Source organism: Streptomyces sp. NPDC088794, from assembly GCF_044750545.1.
Taxonomy (GTDB): Bacteria; Actinomycetota; Actinomycetes; order Streptomycetales; family Streptomycetaceae; genus Streptomyces.
In genome coordinates this window covers 169,373-189,500 of record NZ_JBIVKB010000011.1, presented here as the reverse complement: position 1 = coordinate 189,500, position 20,128 = coordinate 169,373, and the positions used below count along the sequence as shown (strand labels likewise).

Sequence of the window (20,128 nt, the reverse complement as noted above, 5' to 3'; positions counted from 1 at the left end):
TCACGACCTGGCCGTGGCCCCAGGGGGGAGCGGGGACACGGCCAGGCTGCACCCGTACAACGGGTGGGAGGCCAGAACGGTTCAACTCCCCGTTCAGCTCGCGTCGTGGTACGCACGGCCGCTGGCATTGGCGGTCGTTCCGTCGTAGAGGCCGGTCGGGCTCGTCTGTGTGGACAGCGTGAACCACGCATAGCGCTCCACGAAGCTCAGGCTGTCCAGCATCCGTGTCGACGACTTGATGAAGTCGGTCTGTTCCTGCTCGCTGGGATAGCGGGGAGTGCGCTGGGAGAAGTCGATCAGGCCGTACTCGGTCAGCCAGACCGGCTTGTGGTAGCGGTCCCGGACGGCTTGCAGATAGCCGCGCAGCTGGTTGGCCGCGTCCGGGCCGAAGTCGGAGCCGTACCAGTGCAGCGGGATGAAGTCGACGCGCAGGTTGCGGTCGGCGGCGCCCTTCATGAAGCGGTCCAGCCAGCTGCCGTCCAGGGCGCCGCCGCCGGCGACCGCGGGTGCGCCCAGGCGCAGACCGGTGGCTTCCAGCCGGGGCCACAGGTCGAGGGCCTGCTCGGGCGTCATGTTCGACTGCTTGCCGTTGTCGGGTTCGTTGAAGCCGAGCAGTTCCTTGGTGCCGCCCTGCGTCGCGGCGCTCAGTTCGGCGTCGGTGACGGAGCCGGGGCCCCAGATCATCGGGACGTAGTCGACGCCGTCCGGCTTGGTGACCGCGCCGGTGGAGGAGGCCCAGTTGAGGTACCAGGAGGCGCCCGAGGCGGCGAGCGCCTGGGAGGCACCGTCGACGGGGTTGAGGCTGACGCCCTTGCGGACCGGGGCGGCAGTGGTGACGGGGGCGGGCTGGGCGGTGGCGGGGTCGGCGGGGGCGGTGGTGCCGGTTCCGAAGGCGACGGTCAGCCCGCTGCACTTGGTGCACTGGTACATGACCTTGTTGCCCGGCTCGGCGTCCTGCTTCGACCAGCCGTACGCCGTCGGGCACTTCTGGTTGACCATGTCGCTGTACGGGGTCTTCGCGTCCCGGTTCGGGTTGGTGCAGACGAGCGGCTGTCCGGTGGCCGGGTCCTTGGTCAAGTCCTCGGCCGGGCAGGAGGACAGGAAGTCCTGCACACAGCCGGCCACCGCGCACTCGCCGCTCGCGGGCGGGGTCACGTCGTCGGGGGTGATGGTGACCGGCACCGAGACGGCGTTGACGTAGCTGACGTCGTACCAGGGGGCCAGGGTGTCGGCCGGGTCGAAGTTGAACTCGGCGAGTCCGGTGGGCTGTTCACCGAGGGAGCAGTGGTCGGCGTACGGTCCGCAGTCGCCGACGGCGCAGTGGAAGGTGCTGCCGTCGTCACCGGTGCAGCCTTCGCGGGCGAAGAACTTGCCGCGCCAGTGACCGGCGCCCTCGTGCTCCGGGATGATGACGGTGGCGGACTGGCCGGGGTCCAGGACCGGCAGGCCGGTGAGGGCGGCGGAGCCGTCCGCGTTGACCGTGCTGCCGATCCAGATGCGGCTGCTGGTGTTGTTCTGGAGGGTGACGGTGTGGTCGGCGACGTCGGCTGCCGTTGCTTCGTTGATGTTCTGGGTGTCGGAGTGGTGGACCTGGATTCCTATGGCGGTGCCGGTGACTCCGACGACGACCAGAAGCAAGGCCAGGAGGAATGATGTGCGTCTCCGCATAGGGGGTGCCTTTCCATCGGCTTGCACGCGGAATTCCCCTTGGGGCGATGGCTAGTTCGATGGCGTGGGGTGCGGTACCCCGAGGCCATCGCGTCCTCCAGAGCCGGTCCCGGTTTCCGGTCCCCGTTGCCGGGGCCGGCTCGTCGGCGTCGCCGGTTCGAAGCCCGCCGGCAACGGGGGCAGACCCGCGGGCAGCGGTGTGTCGGAGCTCCATGGGTCGCCGGCCGGCCGTGCCGCCGATCGGGGCGCGTCCTCACGGGGGCGGACGCCCTCGCCGCCCAGGTTCCGGCGGCGCTCCAGCAGCCCCTGTGACGCGAGCCGCCACGTGCGAGCGATGGTCATGTCCGTACCTCCCCGTCCGTCCGGCGGTGATCTGTCGGCTGGGCACCGACGCCGGGTCGTGCGGCACAACGGGGCGCGTGTGCCGGAAGGTTCAGTTCCGTTGCACCTTCGTCAGCCGGAACCACGGAGGGCGAGGCGCCCCGGGCCGTGCGCCGGCCCCGGGCCGTCCGCCCGTGAGGTTGAACCATGCGTCCTGGAGCCCCGTTGCACCGTCTGCGCGCACACTTCCGTGCGGTCCGCCCACGAGAGAAGCGATGAGAGCAGCGAAGCGAAAGGGGCGCCGTGGCCAACACCAACCCGCTCCCCCGGCAGCGCAGGCGGTTGGCCAAGTCGCCTCCCACAGCCCCGCGGGACTCACCCTGGAGGTCTCTGGCACGAGATCTGATCGGCGACGATCTCCGGGCGACGTCGAGCACGCGCGATCTGTCGGACGCCCTCGCGCAACTGTGGCGACGGCTGACGGGGCGCGGCTCCGAAGGACGAGCGGCCCCCTCGTACGGTGGTGGAGGCGGAGGAGCCGGCGGGGGCCGCGCATCAGAGATGTCCGACGAGGCGGCTCTCCCGTCCAGCGACACCGTTCCACGGCTGCCCGCTCTCACGCCCGCGCAGCACCACATGAACCAGCTCTCCGTCGACGACCTTCAGAAGGTCACGCACGAGATGCTGGAGCTGATATCGAACGACACCGGGCTACAGAGGGCGTACAAGAACGACCGGATCCCGGTACTCGAGGAGCTGCTCAACCGGACCGCACCGGAGAACCAGCCCGCGCCCCGGACCCACCGGCCGCCGCCTCCGGACACGCGGAGCAGGTGGGAGCGCCCACCCGCGGAACCGGCTCGTCGGCAGGAGTCCTCACAGACGGGCTCACCTGAGATGCGGGACAGTCCGCTGGCGGAACCCGTGACGTTCGCGACGTTCCGAGGTGGTCCCCAGCACCGTGAGTCGCTCGCTGTGTTCGGGGCGGAGACGCCGGAGGAAATGCGGTCCACGGTGAATTTCACCGAGGACTCCGCCCACCACGGCCCGCCTTCGGAAGAAGAAGCCCACTGGCCTCTCAGCGCCGCGGCGGAAGGAAACCTGGCGGCCAACGGCCGGGAGTCCCCTTCCTCCCAAGCGGTGATGCAGAACGCCGCCGGTTATCTCAGGGAGCAGCGGGGGAGGGTGGATTCGCCCTCTCCGGCGCTCGGCAGCAGCGCCAGTTCCACACCCCGCTCGGTCTCTCCGGCGCAGTCCATTCCACCTCGGCCAGCGAATCCGTCCCCGCGTCGTCGATGACCCGGGAAATATCCCGAAAGGATCGAGAAGTGACCGCGACAACAGTGAATACCGAACCGACGACGAGTCCCGCACCGGAGAAGAAGGCCGAACCGGAGAAGAAGGCGGAGTTCATCCTCTATCTGGAGGGCTCCGCGTACGACGACGCCCTACAGGGTCTTGTCGACTGGGTACGGTACCTGCTGCTGCCGGTCTACGGCAGGGAGACCACGTCCTCCGCCCCTTGGTGCTCCCGCTGGTGGGAACACCCGGAAGCGGTCGCGCAGTTGCACGCCCTGTGGATGTCCTGGCAGGACCTGACGGGCCCCGGTTCCGCGCTCAGCGGCCCGCTCAACTGGCATCGCGACTGCCTGGGCCATGTGATGGCCTCGCTTCGTGACCCTTCCGGTCCGTTCGCCGGCTGCAAGAAGGGCAGCCATCGGGCCAAGGAGGCCCCGACGGCAGATGATTACGGCTTCTGACGTCGGCGTCGAGGAATTCACCAAGATCTCCTCCGAGGCCGTTGAACCCTCTCCCCCTCCGTCCCGTTGAGTTCTCGCGGAAGCACGAACAATTCCGGTTCGCACACCGAGAATTCCGGAGGTACGCACCATGGGTGAAAAGCCCGACGGAAGCTGGCAGGGAGAAGGCACCGAGGTATCTCTGAGCCTGACCCCCGAACAGAACACCGCAGTGAAGTTGTTTCATCAGGCCGGGGTGGAGCGTCGGCCGGCCTACGACGCGATGATGCGCAACGTCGCCGCCGCCAACGCGCATCTCGGCATGGTGCTCGTGGGAGACACGGGCGAGGGCCCGATCGAGCACTCCCTCAAGGGTCTGGACTCCCTGCGGCGAAAGGTCGCGAGTCAACTCCCCGACTACGAGAACGTGGTCGAAGACGTCCTCGCCGACGTCAAGGACCTGCACCGCTACTCGTCGGCCACCGAGCCCGCGAACTACACGGAGGCGGCCGAGGGCGCCGTCGGCCATCTGACCGCCCAGAACGCGGAGTTCATCAAGTTCAACCACACCTGGCGCCACCCCGTCTACAAGGGCAGCAACGCCGTGATCAAGCCGTCCGAACAGATCGCGGCCACGGACCCGGAGGTGCGCGCCTTCCAGAACGACAGCCTCGTTCGGGACACCGCGAACAAGATCGCGGCGCATGAGAAGGACCCCACCGACGTCGAGCCCCCCATCCCGGTGACGACCCTTGAGATGCAGCCCAACGGGCTGGGCGCCCCCTGCGAGTTCCAGATGCACACCCCGGGCAACCTCAAGGTCAAGGACAAACTGCATCTGCCCTACGAACTCCAGCGCTCAGGCATGCTGGAGAAGAAGTACGGTGCCGAGGCCAAGGACTACGTGCGGGCGACCGACTACGTGATGGCCTCGATGTACCAGGGCCGCACCGATGTCGTACCGGACCATCTGGATCGCCTGGACACGCTGACGCGGTCGTTGCCGGTCGGCAAGGTGGTGGACGGTCCCGCGTCCATTCCGGAGCCGAAGCCGGAAGCGCTGGCCCAGGTGCAGCGGATTCTGTACGCCATGGAAGCCCTCCAGAGCCAGCAGCCGCTGCAGCGGAGGAACAGCAACCAGTCGCTCTACGAGCAGGCGATCGATGCGGCGAACAGGCCCGCGGTCACTCGCACGAACAGCGCGCCGGGCGAAATTCCCGTACACACACCCCCGGCGGTGCCCGCCAACCACCACGCCGCGGCACCGGGCCCGGCGCCTGTAGGGCGCTGACCGAACCGCATCGGAGCAAGTGAAGGAGGGAGGAGCCGGATGGCATACACCTATTGGGCCCACGAGATGGACATGCAGGAGCTGGGCACCGCCACCAGCCTGTGGCGGCACTCCGATGCCACGAGCTGGGAGTTCCGGTCTCTGATCGACAACCAGTGGCATCCGCACCGTTCCGACCCGGGGCCGAGCGCACCGAATCCGAACGAGGTGCGCCAGCTGACGGAGCAACAGGCCAAGGACATGGTCAGGAACGCTCCGCAGGAGATGTACGTGTACACCCAACGCCTGATCGGCGACTCGCAGAAGCCCGGGGCTGTGTCACGGCGCGTACCCAGCCCGGAAAGCTTCCAGGATCAGGTGTTCTCGGTCGAAGGCAGTGGGGGCAAATGGAAGCCCACCACCAGCCTCGCCGAATTCACCAACACGTACAGCGACGACCGGCCCAACCTCAGGCTGATCAGTCATGAGGACGCTCGACGTCATGTCGGGAGAAGAGGGACCGACGCGCTCAAGGAGTTCGACCGGCCGTTCAACCCCGACACCGCGGTGAACCAGAACCGCGCGGCCATGGCAAAGGCGGGAAGGTTCCAGTCGTCCCTCGGCTCCTTGACGGAGGCCGGCGAGACGGCCAGTCCCCCGCCGTCGCCCCACTTGGCCTCGGCCCATCCGAAAGTAGTGGTGAAGTAGTCCGCACCACAGCCCGAGCGCCCTGTCAACCACCCAGGTGGACAGGGCGCTCAGCCTTGCCCGCAGGCGACGCACACCCAGGACGCGCGCACCGCCGGCTCACGCGTCCGGCCGCACCACCCCCAGAATCTCCATCGAAGCCGCCGGCGACTCGTACACGTATCGCCCCGGCCGCGGCGCCGAGATGATGTTCCCGCCCCCGGCGTAGATCGCCACATGGCTCGCGTCGGAGAAGTAGATGATCAGGTCTCCGGGTCGCATGTCCTCGATGGGGACGTGCTTCAGCTGGGCCCACTGCATTTCCGACGTGCGGGGGATCGTGACACCGGCCGCCAGCCACGCCTGGCTCGTGAGGCCGGAACAGTCGTAGGAGTCGGGCCCCTCGGCGCCCCAGACGTAGGGCTTGCCGATCTGCTTGGCGGCGAATGCGATGGCCTTCCGGCCGGCGGCCGTCGCGTCGGTGCCGACCTTCTTGAGAACGCCCGTGCTCTCCCACCTCGCCTGGGCCTGTTCGGCCTCCTTCTTCTCCAGGTCGGCGAGGCGGGCCCGCTCCTTCGCCGCCAGCGAGGACTCCAACGCCTTCGCCTCGGCGATGTGGCGCTCGATCGTCCTGCGTTGCGTCGCCATCGCGCGGCGGCTCGCCCGCAACCGCTTCAGTTCCGCCGCCGCCTCGTCCGTGCGGGTGCGCAGGGCCGACTTCGTCGTCTTCAGCTCGGTCAGCAGGTTCTGTGTGTTCTGTTGGGCCTGGAGCGCCAGTCCCGCGTTGTCCAGGGCCCGACCGGGGTCGCTGGCCAGCGCGAACTGGAGCTCGGCGGGCACGCCGCCGCCGCGGTACTGGGCCCTGGCCGTCGCTCCGGCGAGGGAGTTGAGGCGGGTCAGTTTCGCCTCGGTCGTGCGGACCCGGGAGGTGAGTGAACCGACGCGCCGCTTCTGTGCCTTCACCTTGCCGTCGGCCGCGTTGTACTTGTCGGTCGCCACCTCCGCCTGGTGGTACAGGCTCTCCAGTTTGTTCTGTACTTCGGTGAGGGTCTGAGGGTCGGCTCGGGCGCCCTGTTGGCTCGCCGCCGTCAGGGCGCAGGCCAGGGCGACGGCTGCCGCCCGGTAGCCGTGTGTGCGCAGGGGCCGTCTCATCAGGGCCGAAGCTCCCTTCATACGCATGGGTCGGGATGCGTACGCACAACGGGCGCCACCCGTACGGCGGTTCAGTGAAGAGGTGACGGCGTGAACCGGTGGTGGGGCGAGGACGTGAACCCGTGGCGCGCGGGAGACGTTGTGCGCGAAGAGGTAGGACGGCCGGTGAAGGGGACCGTATGGACGCCAAGTTGCTGCTGCTCACCCTGTGCACGGGGGTGGGTCTCGGGTTTCTCCTTCTCGCCGTACGGCAGTTGCTGGCCGTGGCGCGGCTGTGGGTGCGGGGAGTGCTCGTGACGGGCACGGTGATCCCGCGTGTCGCGGGCGACCGGCGGCGGACCGGGCTGGTGATGTTCACCGACCACCTGGGGCGGCCCGTCGTCGTCGACGCCGGCACGTACGGCACGCTGCGCGGGCTGCCTCAGGTCGGCGGGACGGTGCCCGTGTGCTATCCGCGCAACCGGCCCACGGCGGCCCGGCTCTGGACCCCCCGGTATCTGCTGTCGCCGGCGTTCGGATGGTTCCTGATGTCGACCGTGGTGTTCGTCTGCGGAACCCGGCTGACGCGGTGAGCGGGGGCGAGGCGGTCGGTCCCCGGCGGGTCCAGGACGTCGACGTGCTCCGTGGATTCGCCCTGTTCGACATCCTGCTCGTCAACGCCCAGCTGATGGCGAGTCCTTACACCGCGTTCGGCGGCGGTCCTCATGCCTCCGGCGTCGACCGGGGTGCCGCCTGGGCGGTGACCGCGACCACCACCCTCTATCAGCTGTTCTCGTTCCTCTTCGGCTACAGCTTCGTCCTCCAGGAGCGCTCCGCGGGGCAGCCGGGCGGCGGGTCCGCCGGACGCCATCTCCGGCGCACGGCAGGGCTGTTCGGCCTCGGGCTCGCGCACGCGGTGCTGCTCTTCAGCGGCGACATCCTGATGACGTACGCCGCCCTGGGGCTGGTCCTGTACGGACTGCGCGGGCTGAGTCCGCGGGCCGCGCTGCGGGTCGCGGTCTGTCTGGTGGTGGGCCTCGCGCTGCTGCTGCTCGGGTACGGGCTGCTGACCGTCGCCTTCACGCGACCGGCCACCCCGGGGCAGTACGCCCCTGAGGTCGCGCACAGTGTGGCCGCGTATCGCGGCGGTTTCCTGTCGGTGGTCGGGGCACGTCTGCACGAGCTGCCGACGGCTCTGGGCGCGAACCTGCTGTACACCCCCGACATGCTGGCCGCGTTCCTGGCCGGTCTGGCGGCGGCCAAGGCGGGTCTGGTGGAGCGGCGCGGCCGGGACCGGAAGTGGCTCAGGGATGTCGTCGTCAGGTGGCTGCCGGTCGGCCTGGCCGGCGGTGTGGTGACCGCGTGCTGTGCGAACGGACCGCTGGACAGCCGCTGGTTCCTGGTCGGACACGCGGTGTCGCTGCTGACCGCGCCCGCGCTCACGGCGTCGTACGCCTGCGGCCTGCTCCTGCTGCTGACCGCCGTGCGCCCGGCGGCGGCGCGGGTGCTGGCCGCCTCCGGGCGCATGGCCCTCACCCAGTACCTCTCCCAGTCACTGGTCCTCGCGCTCGTCTTCACCGGTTACGGCCTCGGTCTCTACGACCGGGTCGGCACCGCCGTCGTCCTCGCCTGGTGTCCGGTGCTGTACGGCGCCCAACTCGCCCTGGGCGTATGGCTCATGGGGCGGGTGCGGTACGCGCCGGCCGAGCTGGTGCTGCGGACCGTCACGCTCGGGCGGCGTCCCGGTAACTCTCCAGGTCCACGACGTTCTCCTTCGCAAGGGTCAGGCCCGGACCCGGCAGGGGACGAGCCGCTGCGCGTTCCGTGATGGCCGCCGTCTCCGCCTTCGCGGCCGCCGAGATCTCCGCGGCGCCGGGCTCCTTGTACCAGGGGCGCAGCCGGATGAGGGCCGGCTTGACGCCGGTGGCGAGGAGCAGGGCGGTGCCCTTGGGGAGGGCGCGGATCCGGTCGGGCGGCAGGACGGACTCCTGACGGTAGGAGTAGGAGCGTGAGGTGCCGTCCTTGCTGCGGGAGATGCTCGGGGTCTTCACGTCGTGCTGGCCGACGAGAGTGGAGATCTTCTGCACGAAGTCGGCGTCGTCCAGACCGGCGCCGAGGAGTTTGACGGTCGCCGCGCTCCACAGCGCGTCCATGCCGACGTCGCCCCACACGCGGGCGCCCTGGCGGTAACTCTGCAGCAGGGTCACGACGTTGATGCCGCGCGAGCCGAAGTGGGAGTACAGGTCGGGGAGATCGGAGATGCGGCACACGTTGGCCGCCTCGTCGAGGACCGCGGTCAGCGGCGGGTCGAGCCGGCCGCCCATCCGCTCGGCGGCCACGACACCCGCCCGCATCGTCGCGTCGGCGAGACCCGCGATGACGCCGGCCGCCGAACCGCCGCCGTCCTTGGACAGCAGGTAGAGGGTGTCGGTGCCCAGGACGTGCTCGTTCGGGCGGAATTCCGGGAGTTCGGGATCGGGCGTGACCCAGGCAAGGATCTCCGGGTCGAGGAGGCAGGACGCGGTCTGGCGGGCGGTCTCGTAGATGCCGTCCCGGGTCTCCACCGCGCCACGCACCGTGCCCTGCAACTGCTCGGCCATCGCGACCAGTCCGACCTCGCGGAGCAGGTCGATCGGGGTGCGGTCCGCGGGGTCGGAGAGCCAGGCCAGCAGCTCGGACAGCGGAGCCCGGCCGCGGGCGGCCGCCAGGAACAGCGCGGTCAGGGTGTTCTGGGCGGCCGAGATCCAGAAGTCCTTCTTCGCGGTGTCGTCGTTGACGGACGCCACGAAGTGACCGGCCATCCGGCGGGCGCCCTCGATGGTGTGGCACTCGCCGAGGATGTTCCACCACATGGAGCGTGGCGCGTGGGCGATGCCCTGCGGGTCGAACGTCCATACCGTACCCGCCCTTTCGCGCTGGGCGCGGGTGACGGCGTACACGTCGGACTTGTTGGAGGTCAGCAGGACCGCGCCCTGGGCGCGCAGCACCCGGGGCACGGCGATTCCGGTGGACTTGCCGGCCCGCGGCGCCATCAGGTCGAGCTCCACGTCCTCGTAACTGCTGCGCAGTTCGGGGCCCTTGGGGTCGAGGTCGCCGAGGAGGTTGCCGGTCTCGTCGGGGTGGAGTTCCTCGCGTCCCTTGAGGGTGGGGCGCAGTTCGCGGGCGCGGGCTTCGATGCCCTTGGGGCACATGGCGGCGAGTTCGCGCTTGCCCGCGAGGCCCTTGGGTGCCTTGCCGCGGTCCATGAAGAAGTTGACGGCGAGGGCGGTGGGCACGGCGATGAGCGCCAGCATGCCGAGCATGCCCGCGTAGAGCACGGCGGCCTGGGTGCCCGGCCACAGCGCGGTCGGTCCGTCGGAGACCAGGGTGGAGACGGTGGACATGGCGAACGGCGGGGCGTCCCAGCCGGCGCCCGAGAGGCCGGCGCCGAAGGTGCCGCCGGCCCAGACGACGGTGAAGGCGAGGGTGCCGAAGGCGGCCAGCGCGGCGATGGCCCACTGCGTCTGGTCGCCGAGGTCGGTGCTGCGGGGTCCGCTCACGCCGTCCACCCCCTGACCGACTCTTCTCCGGCGGGGAAGCCCGGGTCGGCGGGGAGCGAGAGGGGGGCCGGGTCGCCCGGGAAGGCCAGGGGCAGCGGCCCGTCCTGGGAGAGCCGTGCGACCTCCTGGGCGGTGCGGGCGGCGGCCTGCTCGATGGCCGCCTCGTTGGTCGTCCAGCGGGTGTTGGTGTTGTGCAGCTCGCGCTCAGCGTCGGTGATGGCGACCTTGATCGGGATGCCGGGGCGGCCACCGACCTTGATGAGGAAGCGCCCACGGCCCGGGGGTTCCTCGTCCTCGCCCCGCACGCCCCAGCCGGGCGGCGAGGACCAGGACGACACGAGGTCGATCTCGCGGCGGGAGAGCCCGACGACCTTGCCGAGGTCCTCCATCTCGGTCTTCGGCAGTCCGGCGCAGACGACCATGCCGGCGCGCTCGACGAAGCCGCGCGCCTTGGCGCGGTCGGCGTCGGTACCGAGGGCCTCGGCGTCCTTGAGGGTGTGGGTGATCTTGGCGTCGCCGAGTCCGAGGGAGCGGTTGAGACGGGTGAGCGCGTCGATGCGGTCGACGATGCCGGAGGCCGCGCGCAGCGGGCGCCACAGTTCGTCGAGGACGGTGAAGAACCAGCGCCGGGGCGCCAGTCCGGCGTCCGCGAGGGCGTGCGAGGCGGCGACCGTGCCGAGGCCGTCGGACCAGGCGGCGAGCATCGCGGCGGCGGTGAGCTGGGTGTCGGCCTCCCCGATGCCGGAGATGTCGATGCACACGGCGGGTGCGTTCGCGTCGATCCGGGTGGACGTCTCGGAGGCGAAGGTGTCGCCGAGCGGGCCGTCGAGGATGCCGAGCAGGGAGCGGTGCAGCGGGTCCACGGCGTCCCGGTAGCGGGCGTCGTCGCCGCGGTCGAGGGTGACCGCGCGGACCCGGTCGGGGCCCTCGGTGAGGACCCGCAGCACGTCGGGCAGCAGCACCGGGCGGCCGGGCAGGGTGCGTTGGCGCAGGTGGTGCAGGACGGCGGAGAGCACGGACTGCTCGTGGTCGTCCATGGGCCGGCCGCGCACGATGGTGATGAGGGCGGCGACCATGTTCAGTACCCGGCCGTGGGCCTCCGCCTTCAGCACCTCGCCGGCCTCGCCGCCGATCTTCGCGGCGGCCTCCCCCATGGCGCCCGGGTCCAGGACGTTGATGCCGCCCCGGCCCCGGCCGATGGAGATGACCTGGCCGCCGAGCGCGCGGACGGTGTCGGCGTAGTCGGGCTTGAGGTCGCCGAGGACCAGCGGGACGACACCGGTCGCGGCGAGCCCGATCAGCATCCGGTTGATGAGGGTCGACTTGCCCAGGCCCGGCATGCCGAGCATGAACAGGGAGGGGTTGGAGATGTAGCGGGCCCGGGTGAACCAGTTCAGCGGGTCGCCGCAGACCGTGGCGCCGGTGGACAGATGCTGTCCCAGCGGCACTCCGGTCATGGGCGAGCCCGAACCGGCGGCGAACGGCCACATGCCGCAGGCCTGCACCGTGGTGGCGCGCCACATGGTGGGCGGGTCCATGTAGCCGACGCGGCCACCGCCGGCCCCCTGCCAGCCGCGGGCCGGGACGTACAGCTCCCGGGGCTTGGCGGGGCCCTTCTGCTTGGCGGGGCCCTTCTCCCTGCCGCCGCGCTCGGCGTCGGACCTGGCCTTGGCCTTGGTGGACTTCTTCGCGGCGGCCCGGGCGCCGAATCCGTCCAGGCCGACCAGCCCCGACCCGCCCTCGGCGAGGTCCCGGAGCGCCGCTTCCTCGGCCAGCCGGTCCGCTCGCTCGGCCAGCTTCTCCTCGCTTCGGCGACTCACAGCGCCTCCTGCAGTTCGTGCGGGACGAGGGTCTGTTCCCACGGAAGGATTCCGGCGGGCAGGGTGCAGCTGAACGCGGCCGCCTGCATCCGGTCGGCGGGGCGCATCAGCACCCGGGACGCCGCGGTCAGATTGCGTACGGTGACGCTGGCGTCGGCGAGTTCCTCCAGGTTGTCGACGGTGACCGTCAGCATCAGGGAGAACTCCACGAGTCCGGCGCCGGACGCCTCCTCGGCGGCGGTCTGTTCGGCCGCCCGCACCTCGGAGGCCGCGCGCGCCTGCACCATGCCCTTGCCGGACGTGGCCATGAACTGGGCGCTGCGCCGGTCGGCTTCGACGATACGGGCCGAGGTGGCGGGGTCGATGGCCCGGTAGACCAGGGCGACCCGCTTGCGCCGGGTGCCGGGGGCGGCCTCCAGCATGCCGCGCAGGACCGAGGAGCGGACGGTGCCGCGGGGTGCCAGGGTCAGCATCCAGGTGCGGGAGACACCCGAGTCGTGCTGATAGGCGTTCACCGTCTCCACGGCGGCGGCGGGACCGGCGTCGTCCCACTCCAGGCCCGTTCCGCCTTCCAGGGCACGGGCGTTGAGGACATCGGCGGCGACGGCGGGGTCGTAGGCGACCCGGACGACCTCGGCGATCCGCTCGGCCGACAGCGGGTAGGCGGCGCCGCCGCCGGCCGCGACGAGACCGCTGAGCAGGCCGGGGATACGGATGGCCAGTTCGGTCATCACGTCCTCCTTCCTGCGCTTCTGGCCGGCCGGGTTGCCGTAGGTGAGCGTGACGTAGGTGTGCATCTCGGAGGAGGCGCTCGGGTAGCGGTCGACTACCTCCTCCATCACGGCGCGGGCGGCGGCCGGCGCGTTCGGGTGGATGCGGGGCAGCACCTCGTGGGCGAGCCGGGTGCCGGGGTCGGGGGCGGTCTCCACGATCACGGTGGCGCCCTTGAGGCCGGGTTCGTGGGAGAGCCGGGCCAGCCACTCGCCCCACAGCGCGACCCAGACGTCGACCTGGTCCGGGTCGATGAGCGAACCGCCGTCGGGGTCGCAGCCCAGGACGATCGTGTACAGGTCGCGCTGCGGGTGGTGCAGGATCCCGAAGGGCCGGTCGTAGGCGTCCCGGCCCTCGCTCGCAGTGACCTTGTTGAGCAGTCCCGGCGGGCGGAACCGGCCGCCGGGCCGCGCGGACAGCGGGCCCGAGACGTAGAGGTGCGCGCCCGCGGCCTTCCGGCGCCACCAGCCGACGCGCAGGGCGAAGAGCTGGTAGACGTTGCGGCCGTCCTGGGTGCGGATGGCGAGCGGGATGAGGAACAGGACGACCGGTACGAACACGATGATCGCCGCGTACAGCGAGATCAGGGACGCCAGCAGGGTGGCGACGAGGCCGCCGAAGATCACGAAGGTGCCGAGGAGTCCGAGCGGTCCGAGCCCCGCGCGCCTCGGCCTGCGCCAGTTCCCGTAGGTCGGATGGGAGACGGCTTCCGTGGACATGTGACCGGTTTCCTTTCGTGAAGTGACGCCGTTGCGCCGTGAGTTGGGGCCGATGGGGAGACCGCCGGGCGCCCTGGGGAAAGGGCGCCCGGCGGCGGTTCGTCAGGGGAGGCGACGCCGGGCGGAGGTAGGGGCGTACCGCCTGGGTGTCGTGGACTCCCCCGGGCTCACTTGTTGTTGCCGAGGTCTCCGTCGCCGCCCTCGACGGCACCGGAGACGGTCGAGCCCGCGGTCTGGGCCGCGGCCACGGCCGCGAGGATCGCGATACCGGCGGGGCCGCCCAGCGCCGCTCCGGCTTCCTTGCCCGCACCGCCCGCGGCCTTGCCCGCGCCGCCACCGCCCTTGCTCGCCCCGCTCGGACCGCCCGAGCCGGACGCGCCGTCCGAACCGCTTCCGCCGGACGCCCCGTCACCACCGGAGGTACCGGCCGCCCCGCCGGTGCCGCTCGCTCCGCTCGGGCCCTTCTGTCCGCTGTCTCCGCCGGACCCGCCGGACCCGCCGCTCATGGCGCCGACCTGCACGGCACCGGTCGCCAGCTGGTTGCCCGCCTGGCCCATGGCGGCCATCGGGTCGCCGGTGCCCATGGCAGCGGTGGCGGGTACGACGAGCTTCAGCAGCGCGGGGAGCGCGATGGCGGAGAGCAGCATCACGCCGATGCCGGCGATACGGGTGTTGACGTTGGGGTTCGTGCCGGTCTTGCCCTGGCTGATCATCGTCATGCCGGCGTTCAGCACGAGAGCGACCGCGGGCTTGTAGAGGAGCCAGGAGATCATCCAGCCGATGTGCTTGCGCCACCAGCCCGCGCCCCAGTCCGTCATCGAGGCCGCGGCGGCCAGCGGCAGGGTGCCGAGCATGATCATCATGACGCCGAGCCGGATGTACATCAGGATCGTGTGCAGGATGCCCGCGAGCAGCAGCAGGAAGGCGAGGATCAGCAGCAGGAAGGACTGGATGTCGCTGTTGTCCCCACAGGCGCCGATGTTGTCCAGGGCGTTCTGTACGGAGTCGTTGAACAGGTAGGTGGAGTAACTGTCCGCGACCCTTGCCGCCGCCAGGCAGACGGTGGTGGCCGCGCCCGCGACGAGGATGACGCGCAGGATGCCCTTCAGCGCGGTGACACCGGCGGTGCCCTTGCGCTCGATCGCCATCTTGCCCGCCGCGAACAGCAGCGAACCGACGGCCAGATAGACCACGATCCACGATGTCTTGTCACTGAGGTCGTGCGAGGTGGTCGTGTCGTCCAGGGTCGGGACGCTGTCGGCGAGCCCCGCGAACACCGCGATCGCGGCGGCGAGGATCGACTTCGCGATCAGTCCGATGACGGTCCCGACCGGGTCGCCGAGAAAGCTGAAGAACCCGGTGATCGCGTCCGCGAGCGGATTCCCGTTGCTGCAGGCCGCCACGTCAGACCCCCCAGAGTGTGTAGCCGACGGCGCTCTGCTCAGTGGCCAACTGCGAGTACAGGCCGCCGCTTCCGTCGGGCTGGATCTTCCAGTCGCCGCCGCTCCAGCGCACGGAGACGCTGGTCGCGGCATAGCCCTGCTCGTTCTTGATCAACAGCCTGACGGTCGCCGCCTCCTTGGTGTACGAGGTCACCTGGAACCCTGCGTAGGACGACGTGACCGGGGCCCTGTTCGAACTGTCCGTGTCCGGCACGGCGGTGCGCTGGAACACGAACAGTTCGCGTCCCTGCCCGGCGACCACCTGCTGGTCGGTGACGGTGCGCCACTGCGTTCCGCTCATCTGGGTGGGGATGTCGGTGGCGGCCAGCGCGGCGCCCATGGGTGTGTGCGCGAAGCACCACCACACGGCACCCTCGATCCTGGTCGGCCCCGCCGAGGCCGAGACCGGCACCCGCCCGATGCTGAGCGGGTGCCAACTGATGTCCTTCGGCACGGAGGTGGGGATCGCGTCGCCCGCGCTGTCGTCGGTGCGGCAGCCGCCGGGACGGCCGTCCTTCTTGGTGGCGGTGCCGGACAGCGGGCCTTTGGACACCGGCGCCCCGGCACGGCCGCCGGAGCCCGAGCCCGACGTCAGCGTGGTGATCACGCCGAGGACGACGACCAGCGCGAGGAACCCCGCCGATGCCTGCCAACTGCGCTGCTTCCAGTACGGCCCGGACTCCTCGGACCGCTGTTCTCCGCGCTTGAAGATGCCCACTGTCCCGCGCTCTCTAGTTGAAGACGAACTGGACGATCGGGCCGGCCGTGGCCACCAGGACACAGCCGCCGAGCACCATGCCGAGGCGGCTCATGTGCTCCGAGCTCTCACCCCGCTTGACGGAGATGGCCATCATCGCGCCGGTGATCAGCACGCCGCAGACTCCGGCCGCGGTGCCGGCCCAGGCCAGGATGCCGAGGACGAGGTTGACCTTGGTGGTCAGCGGGCCGGGAGCGTTGCTCGTCGGCTGGGGGACGTTGGCGCCGCCCGACGGTGCGGGGACGACGGCGGCGAGGTAGTGGGAGGCTTCTTGGAGCATTGCGGACATGAGGATTCTCCGAGGAGTCGGCGCCCGGACCGAGTGGTGGGCGGGGCGGTGAACTGGCAGTGCTGGAAGGCCTGTTGGTCTCAGGGCCCTTGAAGGGTCAGGTCGCCGAGGAAGGTGACGAGCGGACCGGCCGAGGTGGCGATCACACAGGCCAGGACGACGAAGAAGACACCGCGGAAGTGCTCACCGCCCTCGCCCGGGTCGCCGCGGCGCAGCTGGAGCGCCATCTGCATACCGACGATGATCAGTCCGGCGACACCACAGGCCGAGGCGCACCAGGAGAGGGTGTTGATGATTAGGTGACCGTCGTCGCCAGGGTCGTACCCGTCGGCCAAGTACTGCGCGGCGTAGGGGTGTTGGATCACGACCTGGCTCCCTCGCCGTAGACGTCGCTGCCCACCAGCCGGGAGAGCGTGACGAGTTGCCTGGGGACGTACTTCATCCGGCTGTCCGTGCGCCACGCCGGGATCCATGGCACGCGGTGCACGCGGGCGACGGAGCGCAGGACCCGGATGCGGCGCAGCAGCCCGAGCGGCAGCCGCCCGGGGGCGTCGGCGACGAGCACCACGGCCAGCAGTTCGAGCCCCTGCGGGGCGTTGCCGTCGTTGAGCGCGCCGAGCGCCCGGGACACGGAGCGCAGTCCGCTCGCGCTGGTCCGGCCGACCAGGACGATCCGGTACGGCTCGCCCCGCGCGGGCTCCGGCCAGCGGGCGCCCACGTCCACGCCGCCCAGGGCCTCGACCAGCGAGGTCGCGCCGGAGCCGCCGTGGGCCTTGACCCACCCGACGTCCTCGCGCGACCTGCCGCGCGCCGCCGTCCTGGGCCGCTTCGGCTGACCCCAGCCCTGCTCCGTCGGGCGGTCCGAAGGGGCCTTGCGCGCAAGGGAGTCGGACCGGGGTGCGGCCTGCCGCGCGGCGGGCGCCCCGGGGGCTGTGGTCTGCCGTGCGGCGGGTGCCGGGGGCCGGGAGACGGCCGGGGCGATCTGGCCCGGGGCGGGCTGTACGGCGCTCCGCGCCCGCGGTGCCGGTGCCTCCTGCCGCACGGGTGCGGACGGCAGCCCGCCGCCGAAACCCTGGTGTGGGGAGTACGCCGGTTGCCCCACCGGGGCGGCCGTGCCGCCGTCCGTCTCCGGGTGTGCCGGCTGCGTGGACTTGGGTCCCCGTACCCATGACTGCGGGATCGGTTGTGGTGCCGAAGGAGTGCCCACGATGTTTTTCCCGCCCCCCTCCTGGCTCGTGCTTCCACTGCTCTGACTCATCCGGTTTCCGCTGTTCTGAACCTTTGCGCCACGGGCCCCGTTTCGGTCTACCGGGTCCGTCGGACAGCACAACGGGCCATGTGGCCACAGCGGTTCAAGACGAGTCGAAGAAGGCGGAGGACGCGGATGGGTGCCGCAGAGAGCGAGGACGGCGCGGGCTCGAACGCCGTCATGTACGGCGTGGCCGGTGCCGGCGTGGGCGGCTGCGTGATGATCCCGCTCGCCGTGGCGGGCGCCGTGCCGCTGATCATCATCTTCGGCGGGCTCGGGGTCCTGCTCGCCCCGCTCATCGCGCTGATCCTGCTCTTCGGCGGAGGCGGCGGCAGCGCCGACGACTACAGCGGCGACAACGACACCGCGAACCAGATGGTGGCCATCCTCCAGGGCGACGGAAAGGGCGAGTTGGACACCTCCACCGTCCCCGCGGACCTGGTGGACCCCATCCAGAAAGCCGGCGAGCAGTGCGACGCGATCGGCCCGATCGTCATCGCCTCCCAGCTGGAGAAGGCGTCCGGCTTCAACTCGGCCGTGGTCGGCCCGCACGGCGAGACGGGCATCTCACAGCTGACGCCGGACACCTTCAGCAAGTTCGGTAAGGACGACGACAACAACGGCAAGACACAGGCGTCGGACAACAAGGACTCGATCATGGCCCTGGGCCGCTACATGTGCGATCTGGCGAGCCAGGGACAGACGTTGCTCGACAACGGCACGGTCGTGAAGACCACCGACAAGGACGGCAACACCACCAACAGCGTCCTGGACCTCGCCCTGGCCGGCCACGCCGTCGGCATGGACGCCATCAAGGCGGCCAAGGGCGTCCCGCAGTCGAACGACGCCCTGAGCTATGTCCTCGCCATCCGCGCCCAGTTCGCCAAGTACCAGGGCATCGCCGCCCCGCCCTCGGGCGCCACCCCCGGCGTCACACCCACCTCGACGCCGACCCGCACGAACTGACACCCCCCACTCCCCCACTCCACCGGACCCGCCGTACGAGGAAGACAGCCATGGACCAGGACCGCTTCAAGGTGTACGTCTCCGACGAGGGCCTCGCCGAGATCAACGGCGACCCGCTCGTCCCCGCCCCCGGTCAGTCCGTGCACGAGGCCGTGCTCGACGAGTTGCACCGGTACGCCGAGGAGTCCGGCGCGGCCGTGGAGGCCACGGTCGGCGACGGCCCCGGTACGGCCCACTTCGTCCTGCGGGTGCTGCCGGACGGCTCCAGCCACGTCCTCGCGCACGAATCCGGGGAAACACCGGAACCCGAACCGCCGTCGGCATCCGAGCCGGAACCCGAGCCGGCCTTCGAGCCGTCCACCGACCTCGCGTCCGCGCCCACCGTCACCGCGTCCGCCACCTCGACCTCCATGTCCGCCTCCGCCTCCACCCCCACCTCCGCCATCGCCGGCGCGGTCGCCCGCGCCCGTGCCACGGCCGCCACCGGTACCCCCGTGCGGGAACCAGTCCCCGGCGTCGACCTGCCCCCCGCCGGACTCTCCGAACAGGTCGGCCGGATCAACGCGTTGGGGGTCGCCGGCCGGCTCGACGAGGCGTTCGCCAGGGCGACCGCGCTGCGCGAGCGCCTGACCGGTTCGGTGGGCGCCGAGCATCCGCACGCGCTGGAGGCGCGGGCCGTGGAGGCCTACCTCGCGTACCTGCGCGGCGACCACCGCGTGGCCGTCGTACTGGCGCTGGCCGTGGCCAGGATCCGGTGCGGTGCCCGCGACGAGCGGGCGCCGATGGACGTGGCGCGGGCGGCCGCGGCCTGGCAGCAGCTCGACGACTCCCGGGCCGCCGTCGCCCACGGGCACGAACTGCTGCACATGTGGGACATGTTGAGCCGTCGGGGCGCGCTGCCGCCCGGCCACACCGAACTCGCCGAAGAGGTCCGCAGACACGTGAAGGCGTTGGAGGGGGCGTACGTCTGAACCCTCCCGCGCGACCCCGCGCACTCCGGCGCACTGGCGCTGACCGGCCCGTCAATCGCCTCGTACACCAGGCGTCAAACAGACGTGGACCGTCCCTCGGAACACTCCGTTCCCCACGAGCACCACCCCCGGCGCGCAACCGGCCGGGGGCGGTCAACCCGAGGAGCAGGAGCACTTCCATGAACGTGACGGCCATCGGCTCGGCGAGCGCGGTCTCGCCCGAGGAACGGGCGCTGCGCGACCTCTATCTGGAACACGGGCCGGCCCTCTACTCGTACGTGCTGCGCATGCTGGACTGGGACACGCACCGCGCGGAGGACATCCTCCAGGAGACGCTGCTGCGCTGCTGGAACAACGGGAATCTGACCGACGCCGAGGGCATGGCCATCCGCCCCTGGATGTTCCGGGTCGCCCGCAACCTGGTCATCGACGCGCACCGGACCCGGATGGCGCGCCCGTTGGAGATCAGCGGCACCAACTGGCTGGGCGACATGTACTGCGAGGTGGACGACATAGAACGGATGCTGTCGTCCATGGTGCTGCACAAGGCTCTTCAGACGCTCACGCCCGCGCACCGTGAGGTGCTCCAGGCGACGTTCTTCGCGGACCGCACCACCCAGCAGGCCGCGGAGGACCTGGGGATTCCGCGGGGCACGGTGAAGTCCCGCGTGTACTACGCGCTGCGCAGCCTGCGCCTGGCCCTGCGGGAACAGGGAGTCGTGGTGGAGGAGGCGTGGCAGGAAGGGGCGGAGACGGACGTGGCGTGCTGAGCCGGCGGCCGGAGCCCGT

Annotated in this window: 18 protein-coding genes; 8 read left to right on the top strand and 10 right to left on the bottom strand. The window is 70.9% G+C overall.

What is annotated here, in order from left to right; genetic code table 11:
* Positions 1-93 precede the first annotated feature (93 nt).
* Entirely contained in the window at positions 94-1,668 is a 1,575-nt protein-coding gene (locus ACIP6U_RS28820) for a glycosyl hydrolase (RefSeq protein WP_401723495.1), read from the bottom strand.
* A gap of 1,649 nt (positions 1,669-3,317) precedes the next feature.
* Here ACIP6U_RS28820 and ACIP6U_RS28815 point away from each other — a divergent pair.
* The 3 genes from ACIP6U_RS28815 (at position 3,318) to ACIP6U_RS28805 (ending at position 5,706) form a co-directional block, all read left to right on the top strand.
* Positions 3,318-3,749, top strand: coding sequence for a DUF4913 domain-containing protein (locus ACIP6U_RS28815; protein ID WP_401723493.1), 432 nt, complete (start codon positions 3,318-3,320; stop codon positions 3,747-3,749).
* A 130-nt stretch (positions 3,750-3,879) separates the two neighbouring features.
* Positions 3,880-5,019 (top strand): hypothetical protein, encoded by a 1,140-nt coding sequence (locus ACIP6U_RS28810; protein ID WP_401723490.1) that lies wholly within the window; start codon positions 3,880-3,882, stop codon positions 5,017-5,019.
* A gap of 39 nt (positions 5,020-5,058) precedes the next feature.
* Positions 5,059-5,706, top strand: a complete 648-nt coding sequence (locus ACIP6U_RS28805; RefSeq protein ID WP_401723488.1) for a hypothetical protein — start codon at positions 5,059-5,061, stop codon at positions 5,704-5,706.
* 99 nt (positions 5,707-5,805) lie between these two features.
* Here the strand turns inward: ACIP6U_RS28805 and ACIP6U_RS28800 are convergent, their stop codons facing one another.
* On the bottom strand, positions 5,806-6,837 hold the full coding sequence (locus ACIP6U_RS28800; protein WP_401723485.1) for an NlpC/P60 family protein: 1,032 nt from the start codon (positions 6,835-6,837) through the stop codon (positions 5,806-5,808).
* A 179-nt stretch (positions 6,838-7,016) separates the two neighbouring features.
* Between ACIP6U_RS28800 and ACIP6U_RS28795 the strand changes: the two genes are divergently transcribed.
* Positions 7,017-7,409 carry a hypothetical protein gene (locus tag ACIP6U_RS28795; protein ID WP_401723483.1) on the top strand — a complete coding sequence of 131 codons (393 nt, stop codon included), beginning with the start codon at positions 7,017-7,019 and terminating at the stop codon, positions 7,407-7,409.
* A 44-nt stretch (positions 7,410-7,453) separates the two neighbouring features.
* Positions 7,454-8,644: a DUF418 domain-containing protein gene (locus tag ACIP6U_RS28790; RefSeq protein ID WP_401723480.1), complete on the top strand. Its 1,191-nt coding sequence runs from the start codon at positions 7,454-7,456 to the stop codon at positions 8,642-8,644.
* Here ACIP6U_RS28790 and ACIP6U_RS28785 read toward each other — a convergent pair.
* From ACIP6U_RS28785 to ACIP6U_RS28750, 8 genes are all read right to left on the bottom strand, one after another.
* Positions 8,541-10,364 carry a TraM recognition domain-containing protein gene (locus ACIP6U_RS28785; RefSeq protein WP_401723478.1) on the bottom strand — a complete coding sequence of 608 codons (1,824 nt, stop codon included), beginning with the start codon at positions 10,362-10,364 and terminating at the stop codon, positions 8,541-8,543. The genes ACIP6U_RS28790 and ACIP6U_RS28785 overlap by 104 nt on opposite strands.
* Complete coding sequence (locus ACIP6U_RS28780) at positions 10,352-11,893, bottom strand: ATP/GTP-binding protein (protein ID WP_401723896.1); 1,542 nt, start codon at positions 11,891-11,893, stop codon at positions 10,352-10,354. The genes ACIP6U_RS28785 and ACIP6U_RS28780 overlap by 13 nt, the downstream gene beginning before the upstream one ends.
* A 278-nt stretch (positions 11,894-12,171) precedes the next feature.
* On the bottom strand, positions 12,172-13,665 hold the full coding sequence (locus ACIP6U_RS28775; RefSeq protein ID WP_401723475.1) for an SCO6880 family protein: 1,494 nt from the start codon (positions 13,663-13,665) through the stop codon (positions 12,172-12,174).
* Positions 13,666-13,832: 167 nt separating this feature from the next.
* Positions 13,833-15,068, bottom strand: a complete 1,236-nt coding sequence (locus ACIP6U_RS28770) for a hypothetical protein (RefSeq protein ID WP_401723473.1) — start codon at positions 15,066-15,068, stop codon at positions 13,833-13,835.
* 1 nt (position 15,069) lies between these two features.
* Positions 15,070-15,825, bottom strand: a complete 756-nt coding sequence (locus tag ACIP6U_RS28765; RefSeq protein WP_401723470.1) for a hypothetical protein — start codon at positions 15,823-15,825, stop codon at positions 15,070-15,072.
* Between the two features lie 13 nt (positions 15,826-15,838).
* Complete coding sequence (locus ACIP6U_RS28760) at positions 15,839-16,153, bottom strand: hypothetical protein (protein WP_401723467.1); 315 nt, start codon at positions 16,151-16,153, stop codon at positions 15,839-15,841.
* An 80-nt stretch (positions 16,154-16,233) separates the two neighbouring features.
* Positions 16,234-16,518, bottom strand: coding sequence for a hypothetical protein (locus ACIP6U_RS28755; RefSeq protein ID WP_401723466.1), 285 nt, complete (start codon positions 16,516-16,518; stop codon positions 16,234-16,236).
* Positions 16,515-17,360, bottom strand: coding sequence for a hypothetical protein (locus tag ACIP6U_RS28750; RefSeq protein WP_401723464.1), 846 nt, complete (start codon positions 17,358-17,360; stop codon positions 16,515-16,517). The genes ACIP6U_RS28755 and ACIP6U_RS28750 overlap by 4 nt, the downstream gene beginning before the upstream one ends.
* Positions 17,361-17,537: 177 nt before the next feature.
* Here ACIP6U_RS28750 and ACIP6U_RS28745 point away from each other — a divergent pair, with 177 nt between their 5' ends.
* The 3 genes from ACIP6U_RS28745 (at position 17,538) to ACIP6U_RS28735 (ending at position 20,109) form a co-directional block, all read left to right on the top strand.
* Positions 17,538-18,368: a lytic transglycosylase domain-containing protein gene (locus tag ACIP6U_RS28745; protein ID WP_401723461.1), complete on the top strand. Its 831-nt coding sequence runs from the start codon at positions 17,538-17,540 to the stop codon at positions 18,366-18,368.
* A gap of 50 nt (positions 18,369-18,418) precedes the next feature.
* On the top strand, positions 18,419-19,339 hold the full coding sequence (locus ACIP6U_RS28740; protein WP_401723459.1) for a hypothetical protein: 921 nt from the start codon (positions 18,419-18,421) through the stop codon (positions 19,337-19,339).
* 179 nt (positions 19,340-19,518) lie between these two features.
* Positions 19,519-20,109, top strand: coding sequence for a sigma-70 family RNA polymerase sigma factor (locus ACIP6U_RS28735; RefSeq protein ID WP_401723456.1), 591 nt, complete (start codon positions 19,519-19,521; stop codon positions 20,107-20,109).
* Positions 20,110-20,128: the final 19 nt, after the last annotated feature.